At 33.3% G+C, this 16,558-nt stretch carries 18 protein-coding genes and 1 riboswitch; of the genes, 16 read left to right on the forward strand and 2 right to left on the reverse strand.

Annotated features, from left to right (window positions below; genetic code table 11):
* Positions 1-19 precede the first annotated feature (19 nt).
* From atpA to fabZ, 8 genes are all read left to right on the forward strand, one after another.
* A complete protein-coding gene (gene atpA, locus MT340_RS04075) occupies positions 20-1,528 on the forward strand; it encodes a F0F1 ATP synthase subunit alpha (protein ID WP_103297997.1) in 1,509 nt (502 codons plus the stop codon).
* A 31-nt stretch (positions 1,529-1,559) separates the two neighbouring features.
* On the forward strand, positions 1,560-2,426 hold the full coding sequence (atpG, locus tag MT340_RS04080; protein WP_243588889.1) for an ATP synthase F1 subunit gamma: 867 nt from the start codon (positions 1,560-1,562) through the stop codon (positions 2,424-2,426).
* A 21-nt stretch (positions 2,427-2,447) separates the two neighbouring features.
* On the forward strand, positions 2,448-3,860 hold the full coding sequence (gene atpD, locus MT340_RS04085; protein WP_243603598.1) for a F0F1 ATP synthase subunit beta: 1,413 nt from the start codon (positions 2,448-2,450) through the stop codon (positions 3,858-3,860).
* A gap of 21 nt (positions 3,861-3,881) precedes the next feature.
* Positions 3,882-4,283, forward strand: a complete 402-nt coding sequence (locus MT340_RS04090) for a F0F1 ATP synthase subunit epsilon (RefSeq protein ID WP_243588890.1) — start codon at positions 3,882-3,884, stop codon at positions 4,281-4,283.
* A gap of 181 nt (positions 4,284-4,464) precedes the next feature.
* The gene (locus MT340_RS04095) at positions 4,465-5,781 is read left to right on the forward strand and encodes an ISL3 family transposase (RefSeq protein WP_243588769.1); all 1,317 of its coding nucleotides are present in this window, start codon (positions 4,465-4,467) and stop codon (positions 5,779-5,781) included.
* Between the two features lie 126 nt (positions 5,782-5,907).
* Positions 5,908-6,141, forward strand: a complete 234-nt coding sequence (locus MT340_RS04100; protein WP_243588891.1) for a DUF1146 family protein — start codon at positions 5,908-5,910, stop codon at positions 6,139-6,141.
* A gap of 105 nt (positions 6,142-6,246) precedes the next feature.
* Complete coding sequence (gene murA, locus MT340_RS04105) at positions 6,247-7,512, forward strand: UDP-N-acetylglucosamine 1-carboxyvinyltransferase (RefSeq protein ID WP_243588892.1); 1,266 nt, start codon at positions 6,247-6,249, stop codon at positions 7,510-7,512.
* Positions 7,513-7,554: 42 nt separating this feature from the next.
* Positions 7,555-7,992, forward strand: a complete 438-nt coding sequence (gene fabZ / locus MT340_RS04110; RefSeq protein WP_103298003.1) for a 3-hydroxyacyl-ACP dehydratase FabZ — start codon at positions 7,555-7,557, stop codon at positions 7,990-7,992.
* A 48-nt stretch (positions 7,993-8,040) separates the two neighbouring features.
* On the opposite strand, the gene MT340_RS04115 is transcribed toward fabZ, so the two are convergent.
* Positions 8,041-8,484 (reverse strand): YwpF-like family protein, encoded by a 444-nt coding sequence (locus MT340_RS04115; RefSeq protein ID WP_243588893.1) that lies wholly within the window; start codon positions 8,482-8,484, stop codon positions 8,041-8,043.
* Positions 8,485-8,670: 186 nt separating this feature from the next.
* Here MT340_RS04115 and MT340_RS04120 point away from each other — a divergent pair, with 186 nt between their 5' ends.
* From MT340_RS04120 to MT340_RS04155, 8 genes are all read left to right on the forward strand, one after another.
* Positions 8,671-9,069, forward strand: coding sequence for a single-stranded DNA-binding protein (locus tag MT340_RS04120; protein ID WP_243588894.1), 399 nt, complete (start codon positions 8,671-8,673; stop codon positions 9,067-9,069).
* 366 nt (positions 9,070-9,435) lie between these two features.
* Positions 9,436-10,152 (forward strand): transglycosylase family protein, encoded by a 717-nt coding sequence (locus MT340_RS04125; RefSeq protein WP_243588895.1) that lies wholly within the window; start codon positions 9,436-9,438, stop codon positions 10,150-10,152.
* Positions 10,153-10,244: 92 nt separating this feature from the next.
* Positions 10,245-10,346: riboswitch (TPP riboswitch) on the forward strand.
* Positions 10,347-10,427: 81 nt separating this feature from the next.
* Positions 10,428-11,117 carry a thiaminase II gene (gene tenA / locus MT340_RS04130; protein ID WP_243588896.1) on the forward strand — a complete coding sequence of 230 codons (690 nt, stop codon included), beginning with the start codon at positions 10,428-10,430 and terminating at the stop codon, positions 11,115-11,117.
* Positions 11,110-11,931, forward strand: a complete 822-nt coding sequence (thiD, locus tag MT340_RS04135) for a bifunctional hydroxymethylpyrimidine kinase/phosphomethylpyrimidine kinase (protein WP_243588897.1) — start codon at positions 11,110-11,112, stop codon at positions 11,929-11,931. The genes tenA and thiD overlap by 8 nt, the downstream gene beginning before the upstream one ends.
* A complete protein-coding gene (gene thiM, locus MT340_RS04140) occupies positions 11,924-12,715 on the forward strand; it encodes a hydroxyethylthiazole kinase (protein ID WP_243588898.1) in 792 nt (263 codons plus the stop codon). Before thiD ends, thiM begins: the two co-directional genes overlap by 8 nt.
* Positions 12,716-13,354, forward strand: coding sequence for a thiamine phosphate synthase (gene thiE, locus MT340_RS04145; RefSeq protein ID WP_243588899.1), 639 nt, complete (start codon positions 12,716-12,718; stop codon positions 13,352-13,354).
* Positions 13,355-13,442: 88 nt separating this feature from the next.
* Positions 13,443-14,315: a membrane protein insertase YidC gene (yidC, locus tag MT340_RS04150; protein WP_243588900.1), complete on the forward strand. Its 873-nt coding sequence runs from the start codon at positions 13,443-13,445 to the stop codon at positions 14,313-14,315.
* 153 nt (positions 14,316-14,468) lie between these two features.
* Positions 14,469-15,785: an ISL3 family transposase gene (locus MT340_RS04155; RefSeq protein ID WP_243588819.1), complete on the forward strand. Its 1,317-nt coding sequence runs from the start codon at positions 14,469-14,471 to the stop codon at positions 15,783-15,785.
* An 89-nt stretch (positions 15,786-15,874) separates the two neighbouring features.
* On the opposite strand, the gene MT340_RS04160 is transcribed toward MT340_RS04155, so the two are convergent.
* Positions 15,875-16,525, reverse strand: coding sequence for an HD domain-containing protein (locus MT340_RS04160; protein WP_243603599.1), 651 nt, complete (start codon positions 16,523-16,525; stop codon positions 15,875-15,877).
* Positions 16,526-16,558 lie beyond the last annotated feature (33 nt).

Consider the following 16,558-nt stretch of genomic DNA (forward strand, 5'->3'; position numbering starts at 1 on the left):
AATAAGAGGAGTGACATAGATGGCCATAAAAGCTGAAGAAATCAGTGCATTACTTCGCTCACAAATTGAAAATTATGAGTCTGAGATGTCTGTAAATGATGTTGGTACTGTACTTCAAATCGGTGATGGTATCGCATTAATTCACGGATTAAATGACTGTATGGCTGGTGAGCTTGTAGAGTTCCCAAATGGTGTTCTTGGTTTAGCACAAAACCTTGAAGAATCAAATGTGGGTGTAGTTATTTTAGGACCTTACAGTGAAATTACTGAAGGTGACGAAGTAAAACGTACTGGTCGCATTATGGAAGTTCCAGTAGGTGAAGAACTTATTGGACGTGTGGTTAACCCACTAGGCCAACCTATTGATGGTCAAGGTCCAATTAATACGACTAAAACACGTCCTGTTGAGCAAAAAGCTACAGGCGTAATGGCTCGTAAATCAGTTGATGAACCATTACAAACTGGTATTAAAGCGATTGATGCCTTAGTACCAATCGGACGTGGACAACGTGAGTTAATTATCGGTGATAGACAAACAGGTAAAACTACAATTGGTATCGATACAATCTTAAACCAAAAAGGTTTAGATACAATCTGTATTTACGTAGCTATTGGTCAAAAAGAATCAACAGTACGTGCCAATGTAGAAAAATTACGTCAAGCTGGTGCATTAGATTATACAATTGTAGTATCAGCGTCAGCGTCTGAACCGGCACCATTATTATACATTGCACCATACTCAGGTGTAACAATGGGCGAAGAATTCATGTTTAATGGTAAGCATGTACTTATCATCTATGATGATTTAACTAAACAAGCGGCCGCTTATCGTGAATTATCATTACTATTACGTAGACCTCCAGGTCGTGAAGCTTATCCTGGTGATGTATTCTATTTACATAGTAGATTATTAGAAAGAGCAGCTAAATTGAATGATTCATTAGGTGGAGGTTCAATTACTGCATTACCAATTATAGAAACACAAGCAGGAGATATTTCAGCTTATGTTCCTACTAACGTAATTTCAATTACAGATGGACAAATTTTCTTACAATCAGATTTATTCTTCTCAGGTGTTAGACCAGCCATTAATGCGGGTCAATCTGTATCACGTGTAGGTGGTTCAGCTCAAATTAAAGCTATGAAAAAAGTTGCTGGTACACTTCGTTTAGACCTTGCTTCATATAGAGAATTAGAATCATTTGCGCAATTTGGTTCTGATTTAGATGAATTTACAGCTAGAAAATTAGAACGTGGTAAACGTACTGTTGAAGTCTTAAAACAAGATCAAAACAAACCTTTACCAGTTGAAAACCAAGTATTAATCATTTATGCCTTAACTAAAGGTTACTTAGATGATATTCCTGTAGTAGACATCACTCGTTTCGAAGATGAATTAAATAGTTGGGCTAAATCAAATGCTTCTGAATTATTAGGTGAAATCAGAGAAACTGGTGGTTTACCTTCTGAAGATAAATTTGATGCAGTACTTAACGAATTCAAGAAAAGTTTTAGTAAATCTGAATAATTAAACTTTAATTCGAAAAGGTGGTGAGGTAATGGCTTCTCTAAAGGAAATAGATGGTCGTATAAAATCGACGAAAAAGATGAAACAAATTACCAAAGCGATGAACATGGTATCAAGTTCAAAATTACGTCGTGCTGAAAAGAATACTAAGCAATTCGAACCTTATATGGAAAAAATGCAAGATGCGATTACAGCAATTGCAGGCGCTAGTAAAAATTCAAGTCATCCTATGTTAAGACCAAGACAAGTTCAACGTAGTGGTTATTTAGTTATTACAAGTGATAAAGGTTTAGCTGGTGCATATAGTTCCAATGTGCTTAAAAAGTTAATCAATGATATTAAAGAAAAACACTCAAGTAACAACGATTACAGTATTATGGTATTAGGTCAGACTGGTGTTGATTTCCTTAAAAATAGAGGTTATGAAATAGAGAAATCACTTGTTGACGTCCCTGATCAACCTTCATTCAAATCAATACAAGCTATTGCAAAATATGCCATAGACTTATTTAGTGAAGAACATATTGATGAATTGCAGATTTATTATAGTCATTATGTTAGTGTTCTTGAAAACAAACCGAGTACAAAACAAGTTCTTCCATTATCTCAAGAAGATTCTAGCCAAGGCCAAGGACAAATGTCATCATATGAATTTGAACCAGATAAAGAATCTATCCTAAGCGTTATTCTTCCACAATACGTTGAAAGTTTAATTTATGGAACGATTCTAGATGCTAAGGCTAGTGAGCATGCAGCTCGTATGACTGCAATGAAAAATGCTTCTGATAATGCAACTGAACTTATTGATGATTTATCATTACAATACAATAGAGCAAGACAAGCTGAAATCACTCAACAAATTACAGAAATTGTTGGCGGTTCTGCAGCACTTGAATAATATTTTAAAGGAGGAAACAACATGGGTAATGGCCGTGTAACTCAGGTTATGGGTCCTGTCATCGACGTTCGTTTCGAACATAATGAAGTACCTGAAATTAATAACGCCCTTATCATTGAAGTCCCTAAAGAAGATGGAACTTTCGAATTAACACTTGAAGTTGCTTTGCAATTAGGCGATGATGTGGTACGTACAATTGCTATGGATTCAACTGATGGTGTACAACGTGGTATGGAAGTACAAAATACTGGCAAAGACATTAGTGTTCCAGTTGGTGAAGAAACATTAGGTCGTGTATTTAATGTTTTAGGTGATACTATCGATTTAGAAGATAAATTAGATGCTTCAGTTAGAAGAGATCCTATTCACCGTCAAGCACCTAACTTTGATGAATTATCTACAGAAGTAGAAATTTTAGAAACTGGTATTAAAGTAGTAGACCTATTAGCGCCATATATTAAAGGTGGTAAGATCGGTCTATTCGGTGGTGCCGGAGTAGGTAAAACCGTTTTAATCCAAGAATTAATTAATAACATTGCTCAAGAACATGGTGGTATTTCAGTATTCGCGGGCGTTGGTGAACGTACACGTGAAGGTAACGACTTATATTATGAAATGAGCGATAGTGGCGTAATCAAAAAGACTGCCATGGTATTCGGTCAAATGAATGAGCCACCTGGTGCACGTATGCGTGTCGCTTTATCGGCTTTAACAATGGCGGAATACTTCCGTGATGAACAAGGTCAAGACGTACTTTTATTCATTGACAATATCTTCAGATTTACACAAGCTGGTTCTGAAGTGTCAGCGTTATTAGGACGTATGCCTTCAGCCGTTGGTTACCAACCAACATTAGCAACTGAAATGGGTCAATTACAAGAACGTATTACATCTACGAATAAAGGTTCTGTAACATCTATTCAAGCCGTATTCGTACCAGCCGATGACTATACTGACCCAGCCCCAGCAACTGCTTTCGCACACTTAGATGCTACAACAAATTTAGAGCGTAAATTAACAGAAATGGGTATCTATCCAGCGGTGGACCCATTAGCATCAACTTCTAGAGCGTTAGAGCCTTCAATTGTTGGTCAAGAGCACTATGAAGTTGCACGTGATGTGCAATCAACTCTTCAAAAATATAGAGAGTTACAAGATATCATTGCTATTCTTGGTATGGATGAATTATCTGAAGAAGATAAACTAACTGTAGAACGTGCACGTAGAATTCAATTCTTCTTATCTCAAAACTTCCATGTAGCTGAACAATTTACTGGCCAAAAAGGCTCTTATGTACCGGTTAAAACAACAGTAACTGATTTTAAAGGTATCCTAGAAGGTAAATATGATCACATTCCTGAAGATGCTTTCCGTTTAGTAGGAAGCATGGAAGATGTAATTGCTAAAGCTAAAGATATGGGTGTTGAAGTTTAAACTAATTAGGAGGAATAGATTATGAGTACTTTAAATCTTGATATTGTCACTCCTAATGGTTCAGTCTACGAAAAAGATAACGTTGAACTAGTTGTTTTTCAAACGACAGCTGGGGAAATGGGTGTCATGAGTGGACATATTCCGACAGTTGCCGCATTAAAAACAGGCCATGTTAAAGTGAATTTTAAAGATGGTTCTGAGTATATAGCTGTTAGTGGTGGCTTTGTTGAAATTAGACAACAAAAAGTATCTGTAATTGTACAAACAGCTGAAGCTGCTAGTGAAATTGACGTTGAAAGAGCTAAATTAGCTCAACAAAGAGCGCTATCACATTTAGAAGATGAGGATAATAGTGATATTAACCGAGCTAAACGTGCATTAGCAAGAGCAGAAAATCGCTTACGCGTAGCTGAATTAAAATAAATTGATAAAGGTTTGGAAGCTAAATTGGTTTCCAAACCTTTTTTATTTTTGGCTCTATAATAAATCGGACTGATGATAAAAAATCATCAGCCCGATTTTTATGTTTTGAATACAAAAATAGCACAATTACCTCTATAATTATTAGCTACCACACCAAATAAAAAAGAAAGGTAATGCGCCTATGTGTAAGTCTATATTAAATACATTAAGAATTAAAGATAAAAATCTAAGTTTTTCAGATGAAGTGACTGAGAAAAAATATAAAGGACGAAAGAGTCTGTTTTACTATGCAGAGCTTACTTATCAACCTACACATTGTGAAAATTGTTTAACTAAAAACGAAAATTTCTCTATAGTGAAAAATGGTAAGAAAACTTCAACGATTACTTTACTTAAAATTATGGAAATGCCTGCTTATTTAAAGCTTCAAAAACAAAGATTTTATTGTAAAACATGTGATAGTTATTTTACTGCTAAATCTAATATTGTCGACGATTATTGTTTTATTTCTAACAAAACAAAACTTGCAGTTTTAGATAAAGCGCAAGAATACCGCTCTCAAAAATCTATCGCTAAGTCATGCTTAGTATCATCAATGACTGTATCTAGAGTGATTAATCAAGCGGCAAGCGACGTAGGTCAGTCTTCTTTTGATGCTTTACCTGAACACTTAATGATGGACGAATTTAAAAGTGTTAAAAATGTAATTGGAAAAATGAGTTTTATTTATGCAGATGCTGTATCGCACCGCATCGTAGATGTGGTAGCAGATCGTAAGTTAAAATCGCTGAAAGATCATTTTTATCGTTATTCCTTGAAACTAAGACAAAAAGTCAAAACTGTAACGATTGATATGTATGAACCCTATATGTCGCTAATCAAGCAATTATTTCCTAATGCGAAGATTATTATTGATCGTTTTCATATTGTTCAATCTTTAAATCGAGCGTTAAATATGTCTAGAGTTCATATAATGAATTGTTATAAAACCTCTAATAGACCGCTTTATAATAAATATAAAAGTTATTGGAAACTATTTCTTAAACCTTTTGAAACGCTAGAAGCATTTAATTATCGTAAAGTTCGTTTATTTAAAGAGTGGAAAACCGAAAAAGGAATTATGAATTACTTATTAAGTGTAGATGTTGAATTATTTAATACATATCACTACGTTCATGAGCTAAGACGATTATTAAAAGAAAACCAAATAGAGAAATTTACTCATAAACTCTTTTCTATTCATCTTTCAGATGTGTGTCCTAAATTACGTCCAGTTATTAGAACTTTAAGAAGATTAACAGCTTTCATTGAAAACACCATGATATATTCTAACCTGACCAACGGTCCGTTAGAAGGAATTAATAATAAAATCAAACTCATTAAAAGGGTATCTTTTGGTTATAGAAATTATGATAATTTACGTAATCGAATTATTATAATTTCGCGACTATTTGCCTCAACAACAAAAAAAGAGATTAAACAACCTAAGGTTGCTTAATCTCAATATTAGGACTCATCAGTCCGATTTGACGTAGAGCCTTATTTTTATAATGATTATCTTGAGTATCATTCTATACATATTTAATGTACAATATAATACAGTAATCTTTAAGGAGAGTTAGTTATGGACTATATAGGTCAATTTGCAATTATACATTTAATATTACATGTCATTTGTATATGTATAGCATATTGGGCATTAAACTCTCTTAGATTAGATAACCTATTTAAAAAAGGTTATGCTACTCAAGTTCAAGTTTGTCTAATATTCATGGCAATTTTATTAGGAACTGCAGTTAGCAACTTTTTGATTGATTTATTACAATATTCAACACAAGTAAAATATTTATTCCAATAAATCAATATCTGTTAATTAATTTGAAAAGTGGATATAATTAATAAATAAAACTATTTAAAATAGGGAAATGATGAAAATAGTAGGAGTTTAAAGTGGAGGATTAAAATGGATAAAATAGTTATAAATGGAGGCAATCGCCTAACTGGAGAAGTTCAAGTAGAAGGAGCGAAAAATGCAGTATTACCTGTACTTACCGCTTCATTATTAGCTTCTGAAGGACAAAGTAAATTGGTAAATGTTCCAGATTTAAGCGATGTCATAACAATTAACAATGTCTTATCAACATTAAACGCTAAAGTTGAATACAATAAAGAAGAGGGCGCAGTAACAGTGGATGCGTCAGCTACATTGAATGAGGAAGCACCTTATGAATATGTAAGTAAAATGAGAGCAAGTGTCTTGGTTATGGGACCTTTATTAGCTCGTTTAGGTCATGCTATTGTAGCGTTACCTGGTGGTTGTGCAATCGGCGCTCGTCCTATTGAACAACATATTAAAGGATTTGAAGCATTAGGAGCTGAAATTCACCTTGAAAATGGTAACATCTATGCTAGTACTAAAGATGGTTTAAAAGGGGCAGATATTCACTTAGATTTCCCAAGTGTAGGTGCTACTCAAAACATTATTATGGCAGCTTCATTAGCTAAAGGTAAGACTGTCATTGAAAATGTAGCAAAAGAACCTGAAATTGTGGATTTAGCTAACTATATCAATGAAATGGGTGGTAAAGTCACAGGCGCAGGTACAGATACTATCACTATTCATGGTGTTGAAAAACTAAAAGGCGTGGAACACTCAATTATCCCAGATAGAATCGAAGCAGGTACATTAATTATTGCTGCAGCGATAACAAGAGGGGATGTCTTCGTACGTGATGCAGTCAAAGAACACATGACAAGTCTAATCTATAAATTAGAAGAAATGGGTGTCAATTTAGATTTCCAAGAAGACGGTGTACGTGTCACTGCTGAGGGTGAATTAAAACCAGTAGATGTTAAAACATTACCTCATCCTGGTTTTCCAACTGATATGCAATCTCAAATGATGGCTTTATTATTAACAGCTGAAGGTCATAAAGTGATTACCGAAACTGTCTTTGAAAATAGATTTATGCATGTTGCAGAATTTAGACGTATGAACGCTAATATTACTGTAGAGGGTAGAAGTGCTAAAATTGCTGGTAAGAGCCAATTACAAGGTGCTCAAGTTAAAGCAACTGACTTAAGAGCTGCAGCTGCGTTGATTTTAGCAGGCTTAGTAGCGGATGGTACGACTCAAGTGACAGAATTAAAACATTTAGATCGTGGCTATGTTAATTTCCATGAAAAATTAAAATCACTTGGTGCAGATATTGAACGTATCAATGACTAATTTTGACATCAAATGATAAATTATTGCTGGAGGTAGTTTCAAATGGAAACAATTTTTGATTACAATCAAATTAAACAAATTATCCCACACAGACAACCATTTTTATTAATTGACCGAGTGGTTGAATATGAAGAAGGTAAACGTTGTGTAGGTTTAAAACAAGTTTCAGGGAATGAACCATTTTTCCAAGGACATTTTCCAGATTACGCTGTAATGCCTGGTGTATTAATTACTGAAGCGTTAGCTCAAACAGGCGCAGTAGCTATGCTTAATAGCGAAGAGAATAAAGGTAAAATTGCTTTATTTGCTGGAATTGATAAATGTCGTTTTAAAAAACAAGTGACACCTGGGGATACTTTGTTATTAGAAGTTGAAATTACTAAAATTAAAGGTCCAATTGGTAAAGGTACGGCTAAAGCTACCGTTGATGGTCAACTTGCTTGTAGTTGTGAACTTACATTTGCAATCCAAGACGCATAATCGTAAAAAAGCACTCTTGATAGTTAATACTATCATAGAGTGCTTTTATTATTCTCGTTCAAATTTTTCTTCTTTTAGTTTAGGTTTAGATTGCATCATACGATTAAATGTAATTTTCAATTCTTCTCCTGATAAACCTTCATCCACTAATTGTTCTAATAAACTTTCGGCATATACTTGACGTAACGTATAAATATGACATTCAAATACGATAGACATTGTGGTATCGAAAGAAACTAAACTTTTGATGGTAGCGTCGAATAAAGCTGGATCATTGGACGGTCTAGTAATAACCACACGAATATCTAATAATGTTTGATCATTATAGTATTTTTTCATAGCTTCATAATGGGCATTTGAAATAACTACTTCTAATAACCAACCTGTTCCACTACTTTCTTTGTTAATAATAACGCCATCTTTTAATTCAAATTCAGTAATTCCACCATTTTCATTCACAATTTGAAAACGCACCGCTTTAAAAGTCTTCACTTAATCACATCCTAAAAATTTTGAAAATATGCAATAAATTAGAAATTATTTAATTAGTCATTTAATTTTTAACTATTTTCTTTAAATATAACAAATTTTGATTATAAATAGTAAATTTTTATTGAAAAATGGTGTTTTGACGTATACCTAAAATGTCATTAATATAAATTTAGAAGGAGGTGACACATGCTAAATAAGATAGTAATTGTAGGTCGTATGACTAAAGATGCTCAAATCTATGAAAAGGAAGAGGTGAAAATTGCTACCTTTAGCGTTGCAACTGAACGTAATTACAAAGACGATAATAATGAAATTGTTTGTGACTATATTTTTTGTAAAGCTTTTGGCAAAACAGCAACGAATATCGAAAAATATACTAGTCAAGGTTCATTAGTAGGTATCACTGGCCAGATGCGTTCACGCAAGTATGAAAAAGAAGGGCAAACGCATTTTGTAACAGAATTATATGTAGAAACTATAAAATTTATGTCCCCACAATCTAAAAATAACGAAATTCTCTCAAATAGCTCGTTTATTGAAGACACTTATCCCCTAGATAATCTAGACATTATTAATATTAATTAAATTCAAATCAACTCTCTAAACTTTAACTCCAATCTTTTCTATTTTATATATAACATCTTTCAATTATACTCAGAATCTCTCTTTATTGATTTCGATTAATAGGGAGAGGTTCTTAATTTTTGCGATAATTGTTTGAAAAATTTCAGTTTTATTACATACATAATAATCTAACGTATATTCTTCAAAACTGGCATGAAAGAACTGTAAACGAATTTTTAATTAATTTAAGAACGATTTTAATGTAATTCCTATGTAAAAAAGATACTTTCTTTTTTATTTGGCTGTAACTTGCGCTTGCTCTTCAGATGTTACAGTAGGGTTTGTAAATTAATTGATTAAGAAAAAATATTGGAGGGCATATACACTATGAAAAAGACTATTATTGCTTCAACATTAGCAGTAGGCCTAGGAGTAGCAGCTGGAAATGCGGGTCATGCAGATGCAAGTGAATCTCAAATCAATAAAGCTGAATTAGCACAACTAGCTCAATCAAATGATCAATCATTAAACAATAGCCCTATTCAACAAGGTGCTTATAATATGACATTTGATTATAATGGCTTCACTTACCACTTTGAATCAGATGGTAGTAATTGGAGTTGGGACTACAATCAATCAGGTCAAACTGGTCAATCTTCACAAGCAACACAACAACAAGGTGTAAGCCAACAAGCTTCAACTTCTAATAATCAAAGTTCAGGTAAAGTGGTAACTTCACAAACACAAACTAGTCAACAACAACCAACTCAAACTCAACAAGCACCACAAACAAATCAATCTCAACAACCACAACAAGCATCAACAAGTAACAATACAACAAATACAGCTTCAAGTGGTTCTTCAGTACATGTAAACGAACATTTACAACAAATCGCACAACGTGAATCTCGTGGTGATATTCATGCTGTCAACCCAAGTTCTGGTGCAGCAGGTAAATATCAATTCTTACAATCTACATGGGATACAGTAGCACCTGATGAATATAAAGGTGTATCACCAGCTCAAGCACCTGAAAGTGTTCAAGATGCTACAGCTGTAAAATTATATAATACTGAAGGCCCATCACATTGGGTAACTGCTTAAATTTGAAACAGCCGGAATATTTCCATTAATGAAATATTCCGGCTTTTTAATTGAAAAATGAATATCTGTTTGATAATGTAAAATTAATAAAATAAAACTACTAGGGGAGCCAACCACAATGGCTGAGATGAATGTTCAGACCCTTATAACCTGATTTGGTTAGTACCAACGTAGGAAAGTAGTTATGTAATTTTACATGCTTTTTAAAGGATGACTACATTTCTGCGTTGCTAGGTGGGAATGTAGTTTTTTTATATATTTAAGGAGGAATTATGATGAGCTTTTCAACTGAATTAAAAGAAGCATCACAACCAATTATTGAACAAATTTATAACGATGGATTTATTCAAGATTTATTAAAAGGACAATTATCTAAACAAGCTGTGCGTCAATATTTACGTGCAGATGCTTCATATTTAAAAGAATTTACTAATTTATACGCATTATTAATTCCTAAAGCGCCTACAATGACTGATGTAAAATTTTTAGTAGAACAAATTGAATTTATGTTAGACGGTGAAGTAGAAGCACATGAAATTTTAGCAGACTTTATTAATGAACCATACGAAGAAATTGTACGTGAAAAAGTTTGGCCACCAAGTGGAGATCATTACATCAAACATATGTATTACCATGCTTATGCTCATGAAAATGCTGCATATACAATTGCTGCAATGGCACCATGTCCATATGTCTATGAAGTCATAGCTAAAATGGCATTAGAAGACCAAAATTTAAATAGAGATGTCATTACTGCAAAATGGTTTGATTTTTATAGTACAGAAATGCGTCCATTAATTGAGGTGTTTGATCGCATGTTAGATGAACTAACAGAAAATTGTAGCGACCAAGAAAAAAATGATATTAAAGAAAGCTTCTTACAAAGTACAATTCATGAACGCAATTTCTTTAATATGGCATACATCGATGAAAAATGGAATTTCGGAGGAAAAGAACATGAATAAACCAAAAATTGCATTAACTATAGCAGGCACTGATCCATCAGGTGGTGCTGGTGTAATGGCAGATTTAAAATCATTCCATGCTTGTGGTGTCTATGGTATGGCTGCAATCACTAGCATTGTGGCTCAAAACACTAAAGGCGTTCAACATATTCATAATTTAGAGACTAGTTGGGTTAAAGAACAACTTGATAGCGTATTCGATGATGAATTACCACAAGCAATTAAAACAGGTATGATTGCTACGCACGAGACAATGGAACTTGTACAAGAATATTTAAAAAAACATTCTGATATTCCATACGTTATTGATCCTGTTATGTTAGCTAAAAGTGGTGACTCTCTAATGGATGATGCGACTAAAAAACATTTACAAAGTACGTTATTACCACTAGCTGATGTTGTAACTCCTAATATACCTGAAGCAGAAGAAATTACAGGTCTGAAAATCGATACTGAAGAAAGTATTCGTAAAGCAGGACACATCTTTATTAATGAAATTGGTAGTAAAGGCGTAGTGATTAAAGGTGGACATTCAGCTGATTTAAATAACGCTAAAGACTTCCTATTTACTAAAGACGACGTTTATACATTTGAAAATAAACGCTTTGATACGCCACACACGCATGGTACTGGTTGTACATTTTCAGCAGTAATAACAGCAGAACTTGCTAAAGGCAAATCAATTTATGAAGCGGTTAAAAAAGCTAAAGAATTTATTTCATTAAGTATTGAATATACACCTGAGATTGGCCAAGGTCGTGGACCAGTTAACCACTTTGCATATATGAAGAAAGTAGGATTAGATGATGAATAATTTAGAGAAATTAAGAAATGAAAATCCATTAGTTGTTTGTTATACCAATGATGTCGTTAAAAACTTTACTGCAAATGGTTTATTAAGTATTGGAGCAAGCCCAGCAATGAGTGAAGCACCTGAAGAGGCAGAAGAGTTTTATAAAGTGGCAGGCGCCTTATTAATAAATATTGGCACGTTAACTAAAGCCAACGAAGAAGATATTTTAAAAATTGGTAAAATCGCAAATCAACAAGGTACGCCGATTGTTTTTGATCCAGTAGCGGTTGGGGCTTCAACATATCGCAAACAATTTTGTCAAAAATTCTTATCTGAAGTTGAAGTGTCAGTGATTAAAGGTAATGCTTCAGAAATTTTAACATTAGTTGATCCAAATACAACGATGAAAGGCACAGATGGAGATGCTAATCTAGATGCTGTTACAATCGCTAAAAAAGCATATGAGAAGCTAAATACAGCCATTGTATTGACAGGTAAAGAAGATGTTATTGTCCAAGATAACAAAGTAGTTCAGTTATCAAATGGTTCATCGCTTTTAGCGAAGATTACTGGAGCTGGTTGTTTATTAGGTGGTTTAGTAGCAAGTTTCTTATTCAGAGAAACACACCCATCATTGCAAGTCCTTGAAGAAGCGGTAAGTTTCTATAATATTGCTGCTGAAATTGCTGAAAAGGATGAACAAGTTAAAGGACCAGGCACATTCCTATCTCATTTATTAGATGAAATGTTTCAATTAGAATATTCAACTTATGAACAACACGTCAAACGCTTAGAGGTGGAATAAATGTTTAAAGCGAGCGATTTAAATGTGTACTTTATATGTGGAACACAAGACGTTCCAGAAGGTAATGATATTCAAACTATTTTAAAAGAGGCACTTGAAGCAGGAATTACTTTATTTCAATTTCGTGAAAAGGGGCCAAAAGCTCTAGTAGGCGAAGATAAAGTGAAGTTAGCACAGCAATTACAAGCACTATGTCGTGATTATAATGTACCATTCTTAGTTAACGATGATGTTGATTTAGCAGAACAAATTGATGCTGATGGCATACATGTTGGCCAGGATGATGCTACAGTTGTTACTTTCGCTCAACGGTTTAATGAAAAGATTATTGGCTTAAGCGTAGGGAACGAGGAAGAATACAATCATTCAGATTTAACTCACGTCGATTATATTGGCGTAGGTCCTATGTACGCTACACCGTCTAAAGCAGATGCAAGTGAGCCTGTGGGTCCAGAGATGATCAAAACATTAAAAGAGATGAATCCTTCGTTACCTATGGTAGCTATAGGTGGTATTACTGAAGATAACGTAGGCCAAATAGCAGAAGCGGGAGCAGATGGTATTTCTGTTATTTCAGCAATTGCTAGAAGTCATAATATTGACAAGACTGTTACCAAATTTCAGAGTTATTTCAAATAAATATTAGTTTTTTTCTTTTTTTGTTTTCTAGTACACTCTGATTATGATAAAATAAGCCCTATGTGAATATATCAATAGAGGTGTAAAAATGAAGAAGAAAGCGTTACTACCTTTGTTATTAGGGGTAATGGTCTTTTTAGCTGGATGTGATTATTCTAAATCTAGTAATAGAGATGGATTTTTCTATAACACATTCGTAGAACCAATGTCTAAAGTATTACATTGGTTAGGCCATTCAGTATTTAATGATGATTATGGTATTGCCATCATCGTGTTAGTATTAATTATCCGTATTATCTTATTACCTTTCATGCTTTCAAACTACAAAAATAGTCATATGATGCGTGAAAAAATGAAAGTTGCTAAACCTGAAGTAGATGGCGTACAAGAAAAAGTTAAACGTGCGCGTACTCAGGAAGAAAAAATGGCAGCTAACCAAGAAATGATGGAAGTTTATAAAAAATACGATATCAATCCTATGAAGAGTGCTTTAGGTTGTTTACCAGTACTTATTCAAATGCCAGTCGTAATGGGATTATACTTTGTATTGAAATATCGTATTGGTGGCGGAATTGCCGAACATCCACACTTCTTATGGTTTAATTTAGTACATCCTGATATTTGGATTACTATCATCGCCGGCGTTCTTTACTTTATCCAAGCTTGGGTTTCAAGTAAACAAATGCCTCAAGAACAACGTCAAATGACGTACATGATGATGATTATTTCACCAATTATGATTATTTGGATTTCATTAAGTTCAGCTTCAGCATTAGGTTTATACTGGTCAGTCAGTGCGGCGTTCTTAATTGTCCAAACATTCTTTGCAAACATGCACTATGAAAAGGTTGCAAAAAGAGAAGTTGCGCCAATGATTGAGAAATTTGAAAATAAAAATGACTCAAACAAAAAAGGCAAAAACACACAAGTTGTTTCTAAAAACAACAAAAAGAAAAAATAAATATACTAGCACTTAATATAAAGGCTCTATAATAAATTGGACTGATGACTAAAAATCATCAGTCCAATTTTTATGTTTTGAATACAAAAATAGCGCAATTACCTCTATAATTATTAGCTACCACACCAAATAAAAAAGAAAGGTAATGCGCCTATGTGTAAGTCTATATTAAATACATTAAGAATTAAAGATAAAAATCTAAATTTTTTAGATGAAGTGATTGAGAAAAAATATAAAGGACGAATGAGCTTGTTTTACTATGCAGAGCTCACTTATCAACCTACACATTGTGAAAATTGTTTAACTAAAAACGAAAATTTTTCTATAGTTAAAAATGGTAAGAAAACTTCAACGATTACTTTACTTAAAATTATGGAAATGCCTGCTTATTTGAAGCTTCAAAAACAAAGATTTTATTGTAAGACATGTGATAGTTATTTTACTGCTAAATCTAATATTGTCGATAATCATTGTTTTATTTCTAACAAAACAAAACTTGCAGTTTTAGATAAAGCACAAGAATACCGCTCTCAAAAATCTATCGCCAAGTCATGCTTAGTATCATCAATGACTGTATCTAGAGTGATTAATCAAGCGGCAAGCGACGTAGGTCAGTCTTCTTTTGATGCTTTACCTGAACACTTAATGATGGACGAATTTAAAAGTGTTAAAAATGTAATTGGAAAAATGAGTTTTATTTATGCAGATGCTGTATCGCACCGCATCGTAGATGTGGTAGCGGATCGTAAGTTAAAATCGCTGAAAGATCATTTTTATCGTTATTCTTTGAAACTAAGAAAAAAAGTCAAAACTGTAACGATTGATATGTATGAACCCTATATGTCGCTAATCAAGCAATTATTTCCTAATGCGAAGATTATTATTGATCGTTTTCATATTGTTCAATCTTTAAATCGAGCGTTAAATATGTCTAGAGTTCATATAATGAATTGTTATAAAACCTCTAATAGACCGCTTTATAATAAATATAAAAGTTATTGGAAACTATTTCTTAAACCTTTTGAAACGCTAGAAGCATTTAATTATCGTAAAGTCCGTTTATTTAAAGAGTGGAAAACCGAAAAAGGAATTATGAATTACTTATTAAGTGTAGATGTTGAATTATTTAATACATATCACTACGTTCATGAGCTAAGACGATTATTAAAAGAAAACCAAATAGAGAAATTTACTCATAAACTCTTTTCTATTCATCTTTCAGATGTGTGTCCTAAATTACGTCCAGTTATTAGAACTTTAAGAAGATTAACAGCTTTCATTGAAAACACCATGATATATTCTAACCTGACCAACGGTCCGTTAGAAGGAATTAATAATAAAATCAAACTCATTAAAAGGGTATCTTTTGGTTATAGAAATTATGATAATTTACGTAATCGAATTATTATAACTTCGCGACTATTTGCCTCAACAACAAAAAAAGAGATTAAACAACCTAAGGTTGCTTAATCTCAATATTAGGACTCATCAGTCCGATTTGACGTAGAGCCAATATAAAGAGGTTGAACAATAAAAATTGTTCAACCTCTTTTTTATATCTATTTATTTGAAATATGCCATTCACTATAGAACTGATTTAAAAATTGCACCATAAAATCATGGCGTTGTTGGGCAAGTTCTTTTCCAGTAGTAGTATGCATTAAGTCTTTTAACTTTAATAATTTGTCATAAAAATGGCGAATCGCTGACGGAGGTAGTGAAGTGATCGTTTCTGTTGATGGTACATTATCATTTGGTGATGCTGTCCACATCGGTTCATCGAAATGACCGGCAAATTGAAATGTCCTAGCAATACCTATCGCCCCAATGGCATCTAAGCGATCGGCGTCTCGAACTATCTGACCCTCGATTGATAATTCTACATTATTGTTTTTACCATTGCGGTAACTTAAGTTTTGAATGATATACAGAATATGATTTTGAGTAGCCTCGTCTATTTCTAGCGTTTTCAAAAATTCTAACAATTGTTGAACTGCTTCGTCTTTATTAGTTAACTTATCATCTATCACGTCATGTAGTAGAGCGGCTAATGTAATAGTTAGTTCGTCGCCTTGTTGTTCTTGTTCTCTGATACGTTGAGCAAGTAGTGTCACTCTTTCTACATGAGCAATATCATGACCTGAATAGTCATCCTTATGAAAGTTTTGCATATAATTTTGTGCTAAAATAACTTTTTGATGGTAGTCCATGAGAAACCTCTTTTCAAAAATAATAAAATAAGA

Source organism: Staphylococcus sp. NRL 16/872, from assembly GCF_022815905.2.
In the GTDB taxonomy this organism is placed as follows: domain Bacteria; phylum Bacillota; class Bacilli; order Staphylococcales; family Staphylococcaceae; genus Staphylococcus.

Bases quoted from the DNA above. Each gene is read 5' to 3' on its own strand.
- atpA (WP_103297997.1), top strand. From the start codon at position 20: ATGGCCATAAAAGCTGAAGAAATCAGTGCATTACTTCGCTCACAAATT.
- atpG (WP_243588889.1), top strand. From the start codon at position 1,560: ATGGCTTCTCTAAAGGAAATAGATGGTCGTATAAAATCGACGAAAAAG.
- atpD (WP_243603598.1), top strand. From the start codon at position 2,448: ATGGGTAATGGCCGTGTAACTCAGGTTATGGGTCCTGTCATCGACGTT.
- MT340_RS04090 (WP_243588890.1), top strand. From the start codon at position 3,882: ATGAGTACTTTAAATCTTGATATTGTCACTCCTAATGGTTCAGTCTAC.
- MT340_RS04095 (WP_243588769.1), top strand. From the start codon at position 4,465: ATGTGTAAGTCTATATTAAATACATTAAGAATTAAAGATAAAAATCTA.
- MT340_RS04100 (WP_243588891.1), top strand. From the start codon at position 5,908: ATGGACTATATAGGTCAATTTGCAATTATACATTTAATATTACATGTC.
- murA (WP_243588892.1), top strand. From the start codon at position 6,247: ATGGATAAAATAGTTATAAATGGAGGCAATCGCCTAACTGGAGAAGTT.
- fabZ (WP_103298003.1), top strand. From the start codon at position 7,555: ATGGAAACAATTTTTGATTACAATCAAATTAAACAAATTATCCCACAC.
- MT340_RS04120 (WP_243588894.1), top strand. From the start codon at position 8,671: ATGCTAAATAAGATAGTAATTGTAGGTCGTATGACTAAAGATGCTCAA.
- MT340_RS04125 (WP_243588895.1), top strand. From the start codon at position 9,436: ATGAAAAAGACTATTATTGCTTCAACATTAGCAGTAGGCCTAGGAGTA.
- tenA (WP_243588896.1), top strand. From the start codon at position 10,428: ATGAGCTTTTCAACTGAATTAAAAGAAGCATCACAACCAATTATTGAA.
- thiD (WP_243588897.1), top strand. From the start codon at position 11,110: ATGAATAAACCAAAAATTGCATTAACTATAGCAGGCACTGATCCATCA.
- thiM (WP_243588898.1), top strand. From the start codon at position 11,924: ATGAATAATTTAGAGAAATTAAGAAATGAAAATCCATTAGTTGTTTGT.
- thiE (WP_243588899.1), top strand. From the start codon at position 12,716: ATGTTTAAAGCGAGCGATTTAAATGTGTACTTTATATGTGGAACACAA.
- yidC (WP_243588900.1), top strand. From the start codon at position 13,443: ATGAAGAAGAAAGCGTTACTACCTTTGTTATTAGGGGTAATGGTCTTT.
- MT340_RS04155 (WP_243588819.1), top strand. From the start codon at position 14,469: ATGTGTAAGTCTATATTAAATACATTAAGAATTAAAGATAAAAATCTA.
- MT340_RS04160 (WP_243603599.1), bottom strand. From the start codon at position 16,525: ATGGACTACCATCAAAAAGTTATTTTAGCACAAAATTATATGCAAAAC.